Origin of the sequence: Brevundimonas sp. Bb-A, from assembly GCF_009394735.1 — a bacterium.
GTDB lineage: Bacteria > Pseudomonadota > Alphaproteobacteria > Caulobacterales > Caulobacteraceae > Brevundimonas > Brevundimonas aurantiaca.
Window position 1 is genome coordinate 1,912,583 of record NZ_CP045456.1, and the last position, 16,187, is coordinate 1,928,769.

Here is a 16,187-nt window from a genome sequence, read left to right on the forward strand (position 1 = left end):
TCGGGGCCGTGGGGCAAGCGGGGTGACAATGTCGCTTTCACAGCCGTGAGTCGCAGTCACTCGTCCCGCGCCAAGGGGTGGTTCTGCTGGACGACCTGGGCCAGGCGGTCGGTGGCGACGTGGGTGTAGATCTGGGTGGTGGCGATGTCGGCGTGGCCGAGCAGGGTCTGGACCACGCGCAGGTCGGCGCCGCCCTCCAGCAGATGGGTGGCGAAGGCGTGACGCAGGACGTGGGGGCTGACCCGCGCCGGGTCGAGGCCCGCCGTGACGGCGGCCTCGTCCAGCAGCTGGGCGAACCGGCGCGGGGTCAGATGGCCGGAACGACCGGAGGATGGAAAGAGCCAGGGGCTGTCGGGCGTCTCGGGCTTGCGCCGGGCGTCGCGCGCCGTCAGCCAGGCCTTGAGCGCCGTGCGGGCGGCGGGGTTCAGCGGGGCCAACCGCTCCTTGCCGCCCTTGCCGCGCACGATCAGATAGGCGGGATCGCGGCGCACGGCCTCGACCTTCAGGCCCAGCAGTTCCGACACGCGCAAGCCCGAGGCGTAGGCCAGCTCGACCAGGGCGACCAGCCGCAGACCGGCGGCCGCGTCGCGGGCGGCGGCGGCGGCCAGCAGTCGGTCGATCTCGTCCCGGCTCAGGGACTTGGGCAGGGGCCGGCCCTGTTTGGGGGCGTCCAGCCGACGCGACGGATCATCCGTCCGCCAGCCCTCGGCCAGGGCGAAACGATAGAACTGCCGCACCGACGACCGGCGTCGGGCGGCGGTGGCGGCCGACAGGCCCCGGCGCGACAGGTCGGCGAACCAGGTCTCGACCGCCTCGGCCGGGGCCTGCATCAGGCCGCCGTCCGACGACAGGGCGGCCTCGGCGTCGGCCAGATCCCGTCCATAGGCCGCCAGGGTGTGGGGCGAGGCGTCACGCTCCACCGCCATCATCTCCAGAAAAGCTTCGATTTGTGGCGTCATGCGGCGATCGTTCCTGCGAACGGATGGCGCGAGGCCGGGCTTGGTGTAGAGGTTCCAACGATCATGTCCGCCTGCGCCGTCGCCTTCGCCGTTTCCTTCGCCGTCCGTTCCGCCGGAGCCGCCGGATGAGGCGGCGCGCGAATCCGGGCCCGACCCGCACCATAGCCCTGGTCGGCCTGATGGGGGTGGGCAAATCGTCGGTGGGGCGGCGGCTGGCCCATCGGTTGAAACTGCCCTTCGCCGACGGCGATGTGGAGATCGAGGAGGCGGCGGGAATGACCGTGTCCGAAATCTTCGCCGCCTTGGGCGAGGCCGAGTTCAGGGCCGGGGAGGCGCGGGTGATCCGCCGCCTGCTGGAGGGGCCGCCCCTGGTCCTGGCCACCGGCGGCGGGGCGATGATGAACCCCGAGACGCGGGCTCTGCTGAAGGAAAGAGCCGACACGGTCTGGCTGAGGGCCGATCTGAAGGTCATCGCCGAACGGGTGGCGCGGCGCGACACCCGCCCCCTGTTGCGCGGCAAGGACCCGCTGGAGGTGCTGACGGCCTTGGCCGAGGTCCGTTATCCGATCTATGGCGAGGCCGACGTCACCGTGGACGTGGGGCAGGGGTCTCATGGCCAGGCGGTGGACGCCATTCACAAGACCCTGCGCCGACACTGGCGCACACGCCGCCGTGCGGAGACGAAAGCATGACGACCATTTCCGTCAGCGGCGGCGCCTTCGCCGCCTATCAGGTGATCGTGGGGCGCGGGCTGCTGCAGCAGGCGGGCGCTCGGATCGCGCCCCTGGCCCGGGGCCGGACGGTGATCATCACCGATGAGACGGTCGAGGCCGTTCACGGCGCCGCCCTGACCGCATCCCTGGCGGCGGCGGGGGTCCAGAGCCGGATCGTCGCCGTGCCGCCGGGCGAGGGGTCGAAATCCTTCTCTCAGCTGGAGCGGGTGCTGGACCGGCTGCTGGAGATCGGGCTGGACCGCAAGGACGTGGTGATCGCCCTGGGCGGCGGGGTGGTCGGCGATTTAGCCGGGCTGGCGGCGGCGCTCTACATGCGCGGCATCGACTTCGTGCAGATCCCGACGACCCTGCTGGCCCAGGTCGACTCGTCCGTCGGCGGCAAGACGGCCATCGACACGCCGCGGGGCAAGAACCTGGTCGGCGCCTTCCATCAGCCGCGCCTGGTCCTGGCCGACATCGACGTGCTTGCGACCCTGCCGGCGCGGCAGGTGAAGTCCGGCTGGGCCGAGGTGCTGAAGCACGGGCTGATCTGCGACTCCGCCTTCTTCGACTGGCTGGCGGGCGAGGGGGCGGCCGGAGCGTCGGGCGATCCGGCGGCCCTGGAACGGGCGGTGATCCGTTCGGTCGAGATCAAGAGCGCCGTGGTCGGGGAGGACGAGAAGGAGGCGGGGCGGCGCGCCCTGCTGAACCTGGGACACACCTTCGGCCACGCCATAGAGACTGAGGTCGGGTTCGACGAGGACGCCCTGGCCCACGGCGAGGCGGTGGCCCTGGGCTGCTGCATGGCCTTGCGCTATTCGGCGCGCGAGGGGCTGTGTTCGGCCGAGGACGCCGCGCGGGTCGAGGCGGTGACCGCGGCGGCGGGCCTGCCCACGCGGCTGGATCAGGCGGGCGCCTTCGAAGCCGACCGGCTGCTGGCCCTGATGGCCGGGGACAAGAAGGCCGAGGGCGGGGCCCTGACCCTGATCCTGGCGCACGGCGTCGGCCGGGCCTTTGTCGCCAAGGGGGTGGATGCGGCGAAGGTGCGGGCTTTCCTGATCGCCGAAGGAGCGACGGGCTGATGCAGATCGCCGCCGTTCCCCTGGAGGATCGGTTCGTGCGGCTGGAGCCGTTCACCGAGGGGTTGCGGGAGACGGTGAAGGCGGCGCTGGATTGCGATCCGGCCGCCTGGGAGATCATGGTCGCGCCCGCCTGTGGCGCGCATTTCGACGGCTGGTGGGCCGCCGCCCTCAAGGCCATGGGGGCCGGAACGCGCATCGCCTACGCCGTGCGGCGGCTATCGGACGGGGCGGTGGTCGGGACGACCAGCCTTTACGAGATCCACCCGGCCTATCGACGCTGCGAGATCGGTTCGACCTTTTATCGGCCCGAGGCGCGGGGCGGGCCGGTCAATCCGGCCTGCAAGCGGCTGCTGCTGGGCCACGCCTTCGACGCCGGCGCGGTGCGGGTCGAGATCATCACCGACGCGGTCAATGCCCAGAGCCAGGCGGCGATCCGCAAACTGGGCGCCAAGGCCGAGGGCGTTCTGAGGAAGCACAAGACCACCTGGACCGGCCGGGCGCGGGATACGGCCATGTTCGCGGTGATCGACGACGACTGGCCCGAGGTGCGGGACGGGCTGGATCGAAGGCTAACGGCGTTCGGCTAGGCGTCCATCTCCTCGATCAGGGCCGCAATCAGGTCGGCGGCGGGAAGGCTGCGGGCCAGGGGCGCGCCCTGGCCGGCCCATTGGGCGCCGAAGCCGTATTCGCCGACGGCCTTGGCGGCGGCGTTCAGGGCCTTTCCGGCGTCATAGGCGACGGGATAGTCAGGGACGGCGGCCGTCGTCTGCGCGCCCAATTCGGTGAAACGATTGCGCAGGCAGCGGGCGGGTCGGCCCGACACGGCGCGGGTCAGGGTGGTGTGACGCGCCGCGTCGCTGAACAGGGCGGCGCGATAGGCGGCGTCGGCGGCGCTTTCGTCACAGGCGACGAAGGCGGTGCCCAACTGGGCCGCGACGGCGCCCAGGTCCAGGGCGGCGCGGACGCCCCGGCCGTCCATGATCCCTCCGGCGGCGACGACCGGCAGGCCGCTGTGAAGCGCCAGCAGGCGGGTCAGGGCCAGAGTCCCCAAGCGGCCGTCGTCGGCGTCAGGATCGAACATCCCGCGATGGCCGCCCGCCTCCCATCCTTGCGCCACCACGGCGTCGACGCCCGCCGCCCTGCAAGCCAGGGCTTCATCGAGATTGGTCGCCGTGGCCAGGAGCAGGCAGCCGGCCTGTTTCAGCGCCCGGATCCGCTCTCCATCGGGCAGGCCGAAGTGGAAGCTGACCACGGCGGGGGCGTCGGCGATCAGGCGCGCCAGCATGGCGTCGTCGTCGGCGAAGCTGCGATAGGGGGCGTTCAGCGTGGCGGGGGGCGCGGCGCCGAAGGCGGCGAACGACGGCGTCAGGGCCTGAAGCCAGGCGGCTTCCGCACCTTCGTCGCGGCGGGGCGCGGCGTGGACGAACAGATTGACGTTGAAGGGGCGGTCGGTCAGGGCGCGGGTCTCGGCGATCATCCGGCCGGCCCCCGCCGCATCGGTCGCGCCGACGGCGATGGAGCCCAGCGCCCCGGCGTTCGAAACGGCCGCCGCCATGGCCGGGGTCGAGACGCCCGCCATGGGCGCCTGGACGATCGGCGCGGTCAGGCCAAGCTGTTCGATCAGGGACATGGACCGCAGCTAGGGAGCCGGGTCGGCTTCGGCAATGGGGTCAGTCGACGGCCCGGCATTCGGTCGGCTGTCGGCCTTCGACGGACCAGGTGGCCAGCACCCCCTTGCCGCGCAGTTCGACGTTGGAGGCGCGGTACCAGATGCCGTCGGCGGCGCGTTCCTGATAAAGATCCACCGCCTCGCCCGAGGAGTTGCGGACCGTGGCCATCTCGCGCGGATTGTCGAAGTCGACCGACAGCCGCTCGCCGTTGTCGCACAGATACACCGTATGGACGACCCGGTTCAGGACGCGGTCCTGGACCTCGGCGCCGGTGCGTTTGCGGGCGGTCTGGGCCTCGATGGCGCGTTCCTTGACCTCGTCGCCGGTGGTGGGAGCCTTGTCGGGGTCAGGGCCGCAGGCCGTCAGAAGGAGGACGGCGGCGAGGCCGCCGAGAGCGAAGGACGGCCGCAGAACCGGCTTGGACAAGGCGATACTCCTCACAACAGCGCCGCTTGGGGCGGCGGTCTAACGTCCGCCGCCTGCGGCCGTTCCTCTCCGTTGACGGAAGAAGGACTTGAGCAGGCTGGACGCCTCCTCGGCCAACAGACCCCACTCCGTCGCCGGACGCCAGTGGCAAGTGGGTTGCTCGAACAGACGGGGGCCGTGGAGCACGGCGCCGCCCTTGGGATCATCGGCCGCCCAGACCACGCGACCGATGCGGGCGTGGCTGATGGCGCCGGCGCACATGGCGCAGGGCTCAAGCGTCACATAGAGGGTCAGGCCGGTGAGGCGGTAGTTCTGCAGCGCCGTCGCCGCGCGTCGCATGGCCACGATCTCGGCATGGGCCGTAGGGTCGTGCGCGCAGATCGGGCCGTTGGCGCCGGTCGAAATCACCGCGTTTGACGCGGGATCGACAAGAATTGCGCCCACAGGCACCTCTCCTGCGTCCGCCGCCGCTTGCGCTTGGTCCAGCGCCATGCGCATGAACCGCTCATCATGGTCCGCCATACGAACGACAACGACAAGAAGCCCCGCGCCCGTCAAGACGGACGGTCGCCTGGGCCCTTCAAATCCTCCGGTCCCCGCAAGAGCGGCGACGGGAAGACCCCCTTCGGCGACAAGCCGCGCAAGCCCTTTGCGGCCAAGTCGGGCGACGACCGCCCCCGTGCGGGCAAGCCCGCGGGCGGCCGGGACGCCAAACCGGCCAAGGCCGAGGCCGCCCCAGCCCGCAGCGAGCGAATCGCCAAGGCGATGGCCCGCGCCGGCATCGCCTCGCGCCGCGAGGTCGAGCGGCTGATCGGCCTGGGCAAGGTGGCGGTCAACGGCCGCATCCTGGACACGCCCGCCACCCTGGTGACGCGCGACGACGTGATCACCGTGGACGGCAAGCCGATCGGCGGGGCCCAGGCGACGCGCGTCTGGCGCTATCACAAGCCGGCCGGCCTCTTGACCAGCCACAAGGATCCGGCGGGCAGGCCGACGGTGTTCGACGCCCTGCCGGCCGGTCTGCCGCGCGTGATCTCGGTCGGGCGGCTCGATCTGGCGACCGAGGGTCTGCTGCTTCTGACCAATGACGGGGAGCTGAGCCGGGCGCTGGAGCTGCCCTCGACCGCCCTGGTGCGCCAGTACCGGGCGCGGGCGCGCGGCAAGATCACCCAGGAACAGCTCGACAGGCTGAAGGAGGGCGTCGTCGTGGACGGCGTCTCCTATGGGCCCATCGAGGCCACCCTGGACAAGGCCAAGGAGTCCAAGTCCGAGGACGGCAAGGCGCCGGCCAATCTGTGGATCTCGGTCTCCATCACCGAGGGTAAGAACCGCGAGGTCAGGAAGGTGCTGGAATCGGTCGGCCTGACGGTCAACCGGCTGATCCGCCTGGCCTATGGGCCGTTCCGCCTGGACGTCCTGCCGGTCGGGGCGGTGGAGGAGGTGGGGCCGCGCGTGATCCGCGAGCTGCTGGCCGACCATATCCGGCCCGAGAACCTGCCGACCGGCAATACGGTCGAGACGCCCGCGCCCATTCCCGGTCGCCGGATCGCGACCCCCATCGTCAAGGGTCGGTCGGGCTCGGCCATGTCAGACCCGTCGAGGAAGCCCAGCCGCGTCCGCGCCGCCGAGACGGCCCAGGCCGAGGCGGTCGAGCGCCGCGAGCGGGCGCCCAAGAAGGACGGCTGGGCCAAGGCCAAGCCCAGGTTCGAACATTCCAAGAGCTTCAAGCCGCGCGAGCGCACCGCCCCCGAGGGCGAACGCCCCGCCCGCGCCGACGGCGACCGGCCCAAGCGGGTGTTCAAACCCCGCGACGACCAGTTCATCGACGACCGCAGGAAGCCCGCAGGCCGCAGCGAGGGGGCTCGCAGCGGCGGGCCTCGCGGCGGCGGCAAGCCGGCGGGACCGTCGGGGACCAGCGGGCGCAAGCCCGGCGGGCAGCCCGGCAAACCCCGCACGCCGCGCGGCTGATCCATGCGGATCGTCGCCGGAAGCCTGAAGGGCCGGGCCATCGTCGCGCCGGAGGGGCAGGGCACGCGCCCGACCTCGGACCGGGCGCGCCAGGCCCTGTTCAATGTGCTGGAGCACGCCGCCTGGGGCGAGCCGTTGCAGGGCGCGCGGATCATCGACCTGTACGCCGGCTCGGGCGCCCTGGGCTTTGAGGCGATCAGCCGGGGCGCGGGCTTCTGCCTGTTCGTCGAGACGGACGACGGGGCCAGGGGCGCCATTCGCGAGAACGCCGACGCCTATGGTCTGATGGGCCGCACCCGGGTGCATCGCAGGAGCGCGACGGACCTGGGCGTTCGACCGGGCCCCATCGCCGAGGCCTTCGACCTGGCCTTTCTGGACCCGCCCTACGGCAAGGGGCTGGGGGAACAGACCCTGGCGCGGCTGCTGGAGGGAAGCTGGCTGAAGCCCGGCGCCCTGGTGGTGTTCGAGCGCGGGTCCGATGAGCCCGACATCGACACCCCCGGCTATCGACGGCTGGACGCGCGCGACTATGGGGCGGCGCGGGTGCTGTTCCTGAAGGTGGCGGACCCCGCCGCCTGACGGGGAAAAGTGCACTCCGAATTCTATTAGTGCACTTTCGTGCAGATTTTTGCGAACGGATCGCAGGACGGTCAGTCCTCGGGCGGCGGACCCAGAAGGGCCTCGTCCTCCTCGTCGATCTCGCGCCGCATCCCTTGCAGCGAGGCGGCCACCTCTTCGTGGCTCATGCCCCTGAAGAAGTCGGCGTCGAAGGCGCGGGCCTCGCGGGTCAGGTCGTCGGCCAGGGCGCGCCAGCGCCGGGCGTCCGACGCGCGCCCGCCCTCCACCGCCTCGATGAACCGCAGGCGGGCGGTGCGCGCCAACTCGTCCAGGTCGATGTCCTCATACAGGGACAGGTCGGTCTCGCCGGGCGGCGGCTCGACCTGATCGCTGCGCCGCCAGCCGTATTTGCGGGCGCGACGGCGAAAGGCCGACAGACCCAGGTCATGACGCCGACATACGGCCTCGGCGCTGAGACCGGACAGATAGTCGGCGCGGGCCTGGGCCCAGATGCGGGATTCACGGATGCGATAGGGCTGGGTCATGGCAGTATCGGTAAACCGGCGATACGTCAGAGTCGGACGTGGAGCCGAGCCCCCTCCGTCGGCTTTCGCCGACACCTCCCCCAAGGGGGGAGGATTTCGGTCATCACCCTCGGCATTCCTCCCCCTCTGGGGGAGGTGTCGGCGCAGCCGACGGAGGGGGTCAGCCGCGGCCCAGCTTCTCGACCAGCCCCCGCGCCGCCGCCGTCACCTCGGCCCAGGTGACCTCGAACCCGGCGTCGTCGCCGACATAGGGATCGGTCACGGCCTGGCCCTCGCGGCCGGGCACGTGGTCGAGCAGAAGGCTGAGTTCGGCGACACCGTCGGCGGGCGCGATCCGGCGCAGATCAGCCAGGTTGTCGTGGTCCAGGGCGATCACGTGGGTGAAGCGGCGGAAGTCGGCCGGGGTCACCTGCCGGCCCTGATAGCCGGAGATGTCGATCCCATGTTTGCGCGCCACGGCCTGGGCGCGCGGATCGGGCGGATGGCCGACATGCCAGTTCCCCGTGCCGGCGGAGTCGACGATCAGATCAAGGCGCAGGCGTTGGGCCTCGGCGCGGAGGGCGGCCTCGGCGAGGGGAGAGCGACAGATGTTGCCGAGGCAGACGAAGAGGATGGAGGGCATGGGCCGATTTTGATAGATCTATGATAATCTAATGTGTGTTCATGTGGTATTATCTATTCAAGATTGCGACTAGAAAACGACCGAGACGGATCCAATATGTCCTTAGTTCGTGTTCCATTGGTGCGAATTCAGGTGAGTGAATGTAGCGTTGCATGCTTGCAATGGAAATCAGTTGATCGTTTAGCCTTATTCGTTCTATTTCGTCGAAATACGCCTGGTCTATAATTTCGTTATCTCGAAGATGGCGCGAAACTGCGCCGACTCTTCTTGAAAGGTTGTCAGGGGCGTCTAGATTGTGTTGAGCGATGTAATTCTCCACGGATAATTCGAGGAGAATGCGCATTAATGCCGATACCGCGTTTGGGTGAGATCTGAGTTGCAGTGACTGCAGTTCTTCCCAAATTGCACGTATGCGCTGCTGATTAGCGATCCACTGAATGTGGGGCGCATCGCTTGGTACAAAGCTCGTTTGTGGAGGTCTTGGACGTGGGGGGCGTCCCGGATTTCGTCCAGCGCCGTTAATGTTGACTGGATTGGCTGGATTGGGAAGTCGTTCGTTTTCTGTAGGAAGGATGCCTTCATCTTGAAGCGAATTTAGATAAGTGCGCTTACCGGCATTGTTCCATAGATTTCCTAGAGTTATTGTTTGACTAGCAAGATCGGTAGTGATGCGGTGTAGCGCATTGATCACTACGTCTGGTTCGTGGGTTAATCGAAAACGTCGACCTGCGGTACTTATACCGGCTCGGTTTCGAAATTCTTCTGACGAAAGAAGCCTGGTTAGCGTGGACCAAGGTATCGCTCCATCCGGTAGTCGTTCTGCTTCGGTGAGGATGCGTTCGACTTCTGCTGCGACATTTACGCCGCCGCCTTGTCCTGTTCTCTCGACGAAGTTTAATTTCGCACGGTCATTCCAGCTTAATTGCCCTACACCTCGCTGAGATCCGGTGTGTCTTCGATACAAAATGGCATCGATGATATTTCGGTCGTGCTCAATTTGGCACGTGATCAATGCTGGAATTTGGTCAGTCGCTTCTTCAGCCAATCGTGCGAAATAATCTCGTAGTTCGGCAGTAGGTGCTCGCTCAGGGTTAAGCAGGAGCTTGAGGCACGTAATGCGACGGTTGCCATCGAAGACGATAAAACGATCATCAGTGGGCATGACCAGTGGCGGGTCGTAGATTGTGCCTACTTCCGCAATATCTGCGGCTAGGTTGCGCATCTGGGCATCATGTAACCGAAACAGTTCGGCAATGGCCAAATCTTCACTACCCAATTCCCCATGCCGGTCATTGGCTTGGTTGACCAGAAGATCGCTGACTTCCAGATCTTGATAAGGCATTGGCACCACCCCAGCGCGATTCACGTGTGAGCAATATGCACGGAAATTTTGCGGCGTATGCAGCACTTAGCGTAATTCAGATCGTCACGCTTTGTCGCGATCAGCCACACTTTGTTGGTCTGTCCACGTCGTGAGGTGTCTTCACCGCCGCCCGAACAGCTTCTCCAGATCGTGCAGCTTCAGCTCCACATAGGTCGGCCGCCCGTGGTTGCACTGGCCCGAATGGGGGGTGGCCTCCATCTGGCGGAGGAGGGCGTTCATTTCGGGGGCGGTGAGGATGCGGCCGGAGCGGACGCTGCCGTGGCAGGCCATGGTTCCGCAGACCTCGGCCATCCGCTCCTTCAGCGTGAGAGCGGCGCCGTGTTCGGCCAGGTCGTCGGCGATGTCGCGGATCAACCCTTGCACGTCCGTGTCGCCCAGCAGGGCCGGGGTTTCGCGCACCAGGACGGCGCCGGCGCCGAAGGCCTCGACGATCAGGCCCATCTCGGCCAGTTCCTCGGCGCGGGCGGCGACGCGCTCGGCCTCGGCCGGGTCAAGCTCGACCACCTCGGGCGTCAACAGGGCCTGGCGGGTCACGGCCCCCTCGGCCATCTGGGCCTTCATCCGCTCATAGACCAGCCGCTCGTGGGCGGCGTGCTGATCGACGATGACCAGGCCGTCGCGGGTCTGGGCGACGATATAGTTGGCGTGGAGCTGGGCCCGGGCGGCGCCCAGGGGGTAGTCGAGGGGGTCTAATGGAGTGTCGAATGGCGAGTGGCGAGTGGCGAGGTCGCTGTCTCGGGCGGGGTGCTGAGGCCAGGCTGGTCCTTCCCAGCTGGGTTCGACGCGGGCGCTGCGTTCGTTGAGGCCGGGCAGGACCTGGGCGGCGGCGGCGGGCTGGGACCAGCCGGTCCAGCCGCTGAAGCCCTGGGCCGACGGGGAACTGGGGCTGTAGGCAGGACCGGTGGAGACGCCGGTGTGGGCCTGGAACCCCGCCTGGAAACTGGATAGGGCATCGGCGGCGACAGTGGTGGAGGCGCGGTGGCCGGCGGCGTGGAGCGCGTGCCTCAGGGCGCCGACGATGAGGCCGCGCACCAGGGCCGGATCGCGGAACCGGACCTCGGCCTTGGCGGGGTGGACGTTGACGTCCACGTACAGGGGGTCGATGTCGATGAAGAGGGCGGCGGCCGGGTGCCGGTCGCGCGCCAGGAAGTCGGCATAGGCGCCGCGCAGGGCCCCTTGCAGCAGCCGGTCCTTCACCGGGCGGCCGTTGACGAACAGATACTGATGCGCCGCATTGCCGCGCGAATAGGTGGGCAGGCCCGCATAGCCCGACAGGCGGACCCCGTCCCGCTCCTGGTCGATCAACAGGGCGTTGGCCTCGAAGTCGCGGCCCAGGAGGGCCGACAGCCGCTTCAGCCGGCCCTCGTCGCCGGGGTGTTCGGCGGGCAGGCGAAGGGCGACCTTGCCATCCAGCGACAGGGTGAAGGCGACGGCCTCGTGCGCCATGGCCTGGCGCTTGATCTCTTCGGAAATGGCCATGGCCTCGGCCCGTTCGGACTTCATGAATTTGAGCCGGGCGGGGGTGGCGTAGAAGAGGTCGCGCACCTCGACCCGCGCGCCGTGCGGGCCGGGGAAGGGGGCGGGGGCCAGGGGGCGGGTCGCGCCGCCCTCGACCTGAATGACCCAGGCCTCGGTCGCGTCGCCGGAATCGGACCTAGCTCGGGTGGTGATCGACAGCCGGGCGACCGAGCCGATCGAGGGCAGGGCCTCGCCCCGGAAGCCCAGGGTGTGGATGCGCAGCAGGTCCACGTCGCCGGCGTCGTCGGGCTCCAGCTTGGACGTGGCGTGGCGTTCGACGGCGAGCGGCAGTTCTTCCTTGGGGATGCCCTTGCCGTCGTCGGCGATCAGTATGCGCGACAGGCCGCCGCCGTCGGCCTGGATCTCGATATTGCGGCTCCCGGCGTCCAGGGCGTTCTCGACCAGTTCCTTGATGGCGCTGGCCGGGCGCTCGACCACCTCGCCGGCGGCGATGCGGTTGATGGTTTCGGGGGAGAGGCGGCGAATGGGCATGTGCCCGCCAAGATAGGGGGGCGAAGGGATTCGCGCCACGCCGGTCAGGGCCGGACCGTTTCCGTCAGGCGGGGACGGCGGAGGCGGCCGTCTGTTCCAGCAGGGCCTGAAGCGCGCCGATCTGGATCGGCTTGCCCAGGACGCCGTCGGCCCCGGCGGCCCGATAGCGGGCCACGTCGTCCTCGAACACATTGGCCGTCAGCATGTGAATCGGGGTGCGGGGGCGGCCCTCGGCGGCCTCCTCGGCGCGGATCAGCCTGACCGCCTCGACCCCGTCCATCACCGGCATCATGGCGTCCATCAGCACAAGGTCGAACCGGTCGGCGCGCAGGGCGTCCACCGCGTTGCGCCCGTTCTCGACCAGGGCGAGGTCCAGGCCGAACGACTGGAACAAGAGGGCCAGCAGCTTGCGATTGGCCGGATGGTCCTCGGCCGCCAGGACGCGCAGGGCTGGGGGCGCGTCGGGCGTCGGTGCGGGCGGAGCGGCCTCCGCGTCGGCCTCGACGGGGGCGCGCGGGGCAGTGAAACGGAACCAGAAGACGGCGCCCGCGCCCTCGGCCGGACGCACGCCGACGCTTCCGCCCAGCCCCTCGGCGGCGGCGCGGCACAGGGCCAGGCCCAAACCCGCCCCGCCTGCGGCCCGCCCGGCGGCCAGCTGTTCGAACGGCTGGAAGATGCGCTCGCGCTGATCCTCGGGCACGCCGGGACCCTGGTCGTGGACCTCCAGGCTCAGGGCGATCCGGCCGTCCGCCTGGGGCCGGGCCTGGGCGACCAGGCGGATGGTTCCCGCCGGGGTCAGTTTCAGGGCGTTGGACAGATAGTTGATCAGCACCTGTTCGACCCGCGCCTGATCCGTCAGGACCGCGAAATCGGCAGGGTCGCCGTCCAGCACGACCTCCAGCGTCAGGCCCAGTTCGGCGACGCGGGTGCGCCAGACCCGGGCGATGGCCTCGATCCGGGCGGCGACGTCGACGGGGCCGATCTGAAGATCGGACTGACCCGATTCGATCTTGGAGATGTCCAGCGCCCCGTTCAGCAGCCGCAGCAGCATGCCGCCCGCCTCGGCCATGTCGTCGATGATGACCGCCTCGGCCTTGGGCCGGCGCCGGCCGCGCAGCACCTCGGTCAGGCCCAGGATGACGTTCAGGGGGGTGCGGACCTCATGGCTGATCATGGCCAGGAAGCGGGACTTGGCCTTGTTGGCCCGTTCGGCGGCGGCCCGGTCGGTCTCGGCCTGGCCCAGGGCGGCCTGAAGCTGGCGGCTGCGTTCGGTCAGGGCCACCATCAGCTCCACCGTCTCGCGGTCGCCGCGCCACTGACGCCAGGCGGCGGCGATGATGCCCAGGACGAACAGGGCGACGGCGAACTTCAGCGTCGGCGTGGCCTGGGGCTGGTTGGCGGCGATGATCATGGCCGCGATCGACGGCGGCGCCACGGCCGCCAGGAAGCTGCGCCGGCTGATGTGGACCTGAAGGGCGCCCACCATCAGATTGCCCGCCAGCAGCAGCCGCAGATAGTCGATCGTATCGGGCCGAACCCACCAGGCGGCCAGGATGTAGACGGCGTTGTGCGAGGCCAGGCCCAGGGTGATCCATTCGGTCCGAAGACGGAACCGCCGCCCGGCGCCCGGCGCCTCGGGCCGGGTGCGGGCGATCTCGACCGTGCGCCACAAAAGAACATAGAGGCCCAGCTGGATCAGGCCGAAGTTCGCCGCCCAGCCCCAGTCCAGCACCCAGGCGGCCACCAGAATGACGGCGACGATGGTCGTCAGCCGGACCGCGAACATGTCGCGATACCGGTCGGCATAGGCCCGGATATAGTCGGCTTTCTGGATCACGCGGCGGCGCCCCTCTTACGAGCTTCGCCATAAGGGGAGGACCTTAATGAGCCCTCAATCAGGAACGACGGATTGAGCGTCGTAACGTTACGCGTTATGATGTCGTCATGATCCGCAGTTTCCGCGACCGTGAAACGGAAAAGGTCTGGAGCGGTCAAAGATCGCGGCGGCTGCCGGGCGATATCCAGGAGGCGGCGCTGCGAAAGCTGCGTCTGCTGAATAGAAGCCTGGCGCTGGACGAGCTTCGCATACCACCCGGCAACCGGCTGGAGTCCTTGTCGGGCGACCGGAGCGGGCAGTATTCGATCCGGATCAATCAACAGTGGCGGATCTGTTTCCGCTGGAGCGACGGAGGCTGCGACGATGTCGAAATCTGCGATTACCATTGATCGTGTCGCCGATGTCGGCCCTGCGGACGACTGGCTGAAGAATCCGACGCCGGGCGACATTCTGTTGGAAGAGTTTCTCAAGCCGCTGGGCATGAGCCAGACCGCCCTGGCCAAGGCCGTCGGCGTGCCGCCGCGCCGGATCAATGAAATCGTGCTGGGAAAGCGGGCGGTGACGGCCGACACGGACCTGCGTCTGGCGCGGTACTGGGGCGTGCGGCCGGGGTATTTCCTGGGGTTGCAGGCGGACTACGATCTGATGGAGCAGCGTCGGAAGATGGGCGATGCGCTGGAGATGATCAGGCCGAGGGCGGCTTAGTCGGCCGACGACTAGCGTCGGCCGACATCAGCATAAGGCTAAGCCGCTTTAGGTTCATAAAGCGGCGAGTTGTAGGACGCCTTCATGATGTCGATGCTGCGTTGGCAATCCGCCTTTGCAACGTAGCTCTCGCTGCTGACGCCGATAGCCTTGCCGTTGGAGGCGTAGTAGGTCCAACGCCAATATCCAGCGGCGTCCTTGTACTGATAGTAGCAGGGGTAAGTGAGGCCGTTTATGGCCATGGTCGTTGCTCCTTGAAGCATACGACTTGGGCTTGACACTGGACCAGCAGACACTACATCGTGCCGCTCGCGAATTGGGCCAGTCCTTGCCGCCCAAGTCAGTTGGATGGCAAGCGCCTAACTTCCGGAAGCCGTTGGGTGCCAGCCCGACGGCTTCTTTCGTTTAAGCGTCACCGAATCATATCCCCGATTCCGCGCAAACGCGCAATAGCACTCGCAAGCTGTGAGTGCTTATTTGCCGGTCCAAATCCCAGCCCTAGTGGGTCGCATCGCCTTCGCCCACTGCATGTTGTGGTTCTTATCCCCCGATTCTATTCAGGTTGCAAATCGGTTAATGGTTGTAATTCCTAAGCTAATTTAGTTCTGCGTAGACCAATCCCACAACGGCCCACAAGGCTGTGGATAGGGTTGATTTAACCCACCTTCACCCGCGTCGCCGCCTCGGGCAGGTCTTCCCCGAACGCCCGCTGGTAGAACTCGGCGATGGTGGGGCGTTCCAGTTCGTCGCACTTGTTCAGGAAGGTCAGGCGGAAGCTGAGCGCCACGTCGCCGCCGAAGATCAGGGCGTTCTGGGCCCAGGTGATGACGGTGCGGGGCGACATGACGGTGGAGATGTCGCCGTTCATGAAGGCGTTCCTGGTCATGTCGGCGACGCGGACCATGGCGGCGATGCGGCGGCGCCCTTCCGCGTCCGACCATTCGGGGACCTTGGCGGCGACGATCTCGGCCTCGACGTCGTGGTCGAGGTAGTTCAGCGTGGTGACGATGTTCCAGCGGTCCAACTGGGCCTGATTGATCTGTTGCGCGCCGTGATACAGGCCCGTGGTGTCGCCCAGACCGATGGTGTTGGTCGTGGCGAACAGGCGGAAATATTTGTTCGGGCGGATGACGCGGTTCTGGTCCAGCAGGGTGAGGCGGCCCTGGGCCTCGAGCACGCGCTGGATCACGAACATGACGTCGGGGCGGCCGGCGTCATATTCGTCGAAGACCAGGGCGACGGGGCGTTGCAGCGACCAGGGCAGTATGCCCTCGCGGAACTCGGTGATCTGTTTGCCGTCCTTCAGGACGATGGCGTCCTTGCCGACCAGGTCGATGCGGCTGACGTGGCTGTCCAGATTGATGCGGACCAGGGGCCAGTTCAGGCGGGCCGCAACCTGTTCGATATGGGTCGACTTGCCGGTGCCGTGATAGCCCTGGACCATGACGCGGCGGTCGAAGGCGAAGCCGGCGCAGATGGCGATCGTGGTCTGAGGGTCGAAGCGATAGGCCTCGTCGATCTCGGGCACATGGCTGTCGCGCTCGGCGAAGGCGGGCACGGTCATGTCGCTGTCGATCCCGAAGGCCTCGCGCAGGGTCACGCGGCGGGTCGGTTCCAGGGTGATCAGCGGATCGGGGGAGGCGTCGAGCGGGGAGGTCATGCCTGTGCGATTAGCGCACGTTCGGGATCACTTAAACCCCGCTCATCC

The 16,187-nt window shown here is 68.0% G+C and carries 18 protein-coding genes; 7 read left to right on the top strand and 11 right to left on the bottom strand.

The window, feature by feature from the left end:
• Positions 1-56 precede the first annotated feature (56 nt).
• Positions 57-959, bottom strand: a complete 903-nt coding sequence (locus tag BSP_RS09415) for a site-specific tyrosine recombinase XerD (protein ID WP_152950138.1) — start codon at positions 957-959, stop codon at positions 57-59.
• 125 nt (positions 960-1,084) lie between these two features.
• Here BSP_RS09415 and BSP_RS09420 point away from each other — a divergent pair, with 125 nt between their 5' ends.
• From BSP_RS09420 to BSP_RS09430, 3 genes are read left to right on the top strand one after another with little or no spacing between them, the layout of a single operon-like run.
• The gene (locus tag BSP_RS09420; RefSeq protein ID WP_152950140.1) at positions 1,085-1,651 is read left to right on the top strand and encodes a shikimate kinase; all 567 of its coding nucleotides are present in this window, start codon (positions 1,085-1,087) and stop codon (positions 1,649-1,651) included.
• A complete protein-coding gene (gene aroB / locus BSP_RS09425) occupies positions 1,648-2,754 on the top strand; it encodes a 3-dehydroquinate synthase (RefSeq protein ID WP_152950141.1) in 1,107 nt (368 codons plus the stop codon). Before BSP_RS09420 ends, aroB begins: the two co-directional genes overlap by 4 nt.
• Positions 2,754-3,341, top strand: a complete 588-nt coding sequence (locus BSP_RS09430) for a GNAT family N-acetyltransferase (protein ID WP_152950143.1) — start codon at positions 2,754-2,756, stop codon at positions 3,339-3,341. The genes aroB and BSP_RS09430 overlap by 1 nt, the downstream gene beginning before the upstream one ends.
• On the opposite strand, the gene BSP_RS09435 is transcribed toward BSP_RS09430, so the two are convergent.
• From BSP_RS09435 to tadA, 3 genes are read right to left on the bottom strand one after another with little or no spacing between them, the layout of a single operon-like run.
• On the bottom strand, positions 3,338-4,384 hold the full coding sequence (locus BSP_RS09435) for a nitronate monooxygenase family protein (RefSeq protein ID WP_152950145.1): 1,047 nt from the start codon (positions 4,382-4,384) through the stop codon (positions 3,338-3,340). The two genes, BSP_RS09430 and BSP_RS09435, sit on opposite strands and share 4 nt — an antisense overlap.
• Positions 4,385-4,424: 40 nt before the next feature.
• A complete protein-coding gene (locus tag BSP_RS09440; protein WP_224761429.1) occupies positions 4,425-4,850 on the bottom strand; it encodes an MliC family protein in 426 nt (141 codons plus the stop codon).
• 39 nt (positions 4,851-4,889) lie between these two features.
• Positions 4,890-5,348, bottom strand: coding sequence for a tRNA adenosine(34) deaminase TadA (gene tadA, locus BSP_RS09445; protein ID WP_054766924.1), 459 nt, complete (start codon positions 5,346-5,348; stop codon positions 4,890-4,892).
• Between the two features lie 12 nt (positions 5,349-5,360).
• On the opposite strand from tadA, the gene BSP_RS09450 reads away from it, so the two are divergent.
• On the top strand, positions 5,361-6,818 hold the full coding sequence (locus BSP_RS09450) for a pseudouridine synthase (RefSeq protein WP_152950146.1): 1,458 nt from the start codon (positions 5,361-5,363) through the stop codon (positions 6,816-6,818).
• A gap of 3 nt (positions 6,819-6,821) precedes the next feature.
• On the top strand, positions 6,822-7,397 hold the full coding sequence (gene rsmD, locus BSP_RS09455; protein WP_152950148.1) for a 16S rRNA (guanine(966)-N(2))-methyltransferase RsmD: 576 nt from the start codon (positions 6,822-6,824) through the stop codon (positions 7,395-7,397).
• A gap of 71 nt (positions 7,398-7,468) precedes the next feature.
• Here the strand turns inward: rsmD and BSP_RS09460 are convergent, their stop codons facing one another.
• The 5 genes from BSP_RS09460 to BSP_RS09480 form a co-directional block, all read right to left on the bottom strand.
• Entirely contained in the window at positions 7,469-7,921 is a 453-nt protein-coding gene (locus tag BSP_RS09460) for a hypothetical protein (protein WP_152950150.1), read from the bottom strand.
• A 160-nt stretch (positions 7,922-8,081) separates the two neighbouring features.
• A complete protein-coding gene (locus BSP_RS09465; protein WP_152950151.1) occupies positions 8,082-8,543 on the bottom strand; it encodes a low molecular weight protein-tyrosine-phosphatase in 462 nt (153 codons plus the stop codon).
• A 49-nt stretch (positions 8,544-8,592) separates the two neighbouring features.
• Positions 8,593-9,951: a hypothetical protein gene (locus BSP_RS09470; protein WP_152950153.1), complete on the bottom strand. Its 1,359-nt coding sequence runs from the start codon at positions 9,949-9,951 to the stop codon at positions 8,593-8,595.
• 75 nt (positions 9,952-10,026) lie between these two features.
• The gene (mutL, locus tag BSP_RS09475; protein WP_152950155.1) at positions 10,027-11,937 is read right to left on the bottom strand and encodes a DNA mismatch repair endonuclease MutL; all 1,911 of its coding nucleotides are present in this window, start codon (positions 11,935-11,937) and stop codon (positions 10,027-10,029) included.
• Positions 11,938-12,001: 64 nt separating this feature from the next.
• Positions 12,002-13,774 (bottom strand): response regulator, encoded by a 1,773-nt coding sequence (locus tag BSP_RS09480; protein ID WP_227975911.1) that lies wholly within the window; start codon positions 13,772-13,774, stop codon positions 12,002-12,004.
• A gap of 107 nt (positions 13,775-13,881) precedes the next feature.
• Between BSP_RS09480 and BSP_RS09485 the strand changes: the two genes are divergently transcribed.
• Together BSP_RS09485 and BSP_RS09490 are read left to right on the top strand one after the other, a co-directional pair.
• Positions 13,882-14,163: a type II toxin-antitoxin system RelE/ParE family toxin gene (locus tag BSP_RS09485; RefSeq protein WP_152950157.1), complete on the top strand. Its 282-nt coding sequence runs from the start codon at positions 13,882-13,884 to the stop codon at positions 14,161-14,163.
• Positions 14,138-14,479, top strand: a complete 342-nt coding sequence (locus tag BSP_RS09490; RefSeq protein ID WP_152950159.1) for a HigA family addiction module antitoxin — start codon at positions 14,138-14,140, stop codon at positions 14,477-14,479. The genes BSP_RS09485 and BSP_RS09490 overlap by 26 nt, the downstream gene beginning before the upstream one ends.
• Positions 14,480-14,517: 38 nt before the next feature.
• Here the strand turns inward: BSP_RS09490 and BSP_RS09495 are convergent, their stop codons facing one another.
• Positions 14,518-14,721, bottom strand: coding sequence for a DUF1508 domain-containing protein (locus tag BSP_RS09495; RefSeq protein ID WP_152950160.1), 204 nt, complete (start codon positions 14,719-14,721; stop codon positions 14,518-14,520).
• 413 nt (positions 14,722-15,134) lie between these two features.
• Positions 15,135-16,139: a cobaltochelatase subunit CobS gene (gene cobS, locus BSP_RS09500; RefSeq protein ID WP_054765606.1), complete on the bottom strand. Its 1,005-nt coding sequence runs from the start codon at positions 16,137-16,139 to the stop codon at positions 15,135-15,137.
• Between the last annotated feature and the right edge of the window lie 48 nt (positions 16,140-16,187).

Coding starts and splice junctions, on each gene's coding strand:
- mutL (WP_152950155.1), bottom strand. CDS start 11,937: ATGCCCATTCGCCGCCTCTCCCCCGAAACCATCAACCGCATCGCCGCC.
- BSP_RS09450 (WP_152950146.1), top strand. CDS start 5,361: ATGGTCCGCCATACGAACGACAACGACAAGAAGCCCCGCGCCCGTCAA.
- BSP_RS09420 (WP_152950140.1), top strand. CDS start 1,085: ATGAGGCGGCGCGCGAATCCGGGCCCGACCCGCACCATAGCCCTGGTC.
- cobS (WP_054765606.1), bottom strand. CDS start 16,139: ATGACCTCCCCGCTCGACGCCTCCCCCGATCCGCTGATCACCCTGGAA.
- BSP_RS09495 (WP_152950160.1), bottom strand. CDS start 14,721: ATGGCCATAAACGGCCTCACTTACCCCTGCTACTATCAGTACAAGGAC.
- aroB (WP_152950141.1), top strand. CDS start 1,648: ATGACGACCATTTCCGTCAGCGGCGGCGCCTTCGCCGCCTATCAGGTG.
- BSP_RS09465 (WP_152950151.1), bottom strand. CDS start 8,543: ATGCCCTCCATCCTCTTCGTCTGCCTCGGCAACATCTGTCGCTCTCCC.
- BSP_RS09485 (WP_152950157.1), top strand. CDS start 13,882: ATGATCCGCAGTTTCCGCGACCGTGAAACGGAAAAGGTCTGGAGCGGT.
- BSP_RS09490 (WP_152950159.1), top strand. CDS start 14,138: ATGTCGAAATCTGCGATTACCATTGATCGTGTCGCCGATGTCGGCCCT.
- rsmD (WP_152950148.1), top strand. CDS start 6,822: ATGCGGATCGTCGCCGGAAGCCTGAAGGGCCGGGCCATCGTCGCGCCG.
- BSP_RS09415 (WP_152950138.1), bottom strand. CDS start 959: ATGACGCCACAAATCGAAGCTTTTCTGGAGATGATGGCGGTGGAGCGT.
- BSP_RS09460 (WP_152950150.1), bottom strand. CDS start 7,921: ATGACCCAGCCCTATCGCATCCGTGAATCCCGCATCTGGGCCCAGGCC.
- BSP_RS09435 (WP_152950145.1), bottom strand. CDS start 4,384: ATGTCCCTGATCGAACAGCTTGGCCTGACCGCGCCGATCGTCCAGGCG.
- tadA (WP_054766924.1), bottom strand. CDS start 5,348: ATGCGCATGGCGCTGGACCAAGCGCAAGCGGCGGCGGACGCAGGAGAG.
- BSP_RS09430 (WP_152950143.1), top strand. CDS start 2,754: ATGCAGATCGCCGCCGTTCCCCTGGAGGATCGGTTCGTGCGGCTGGAG.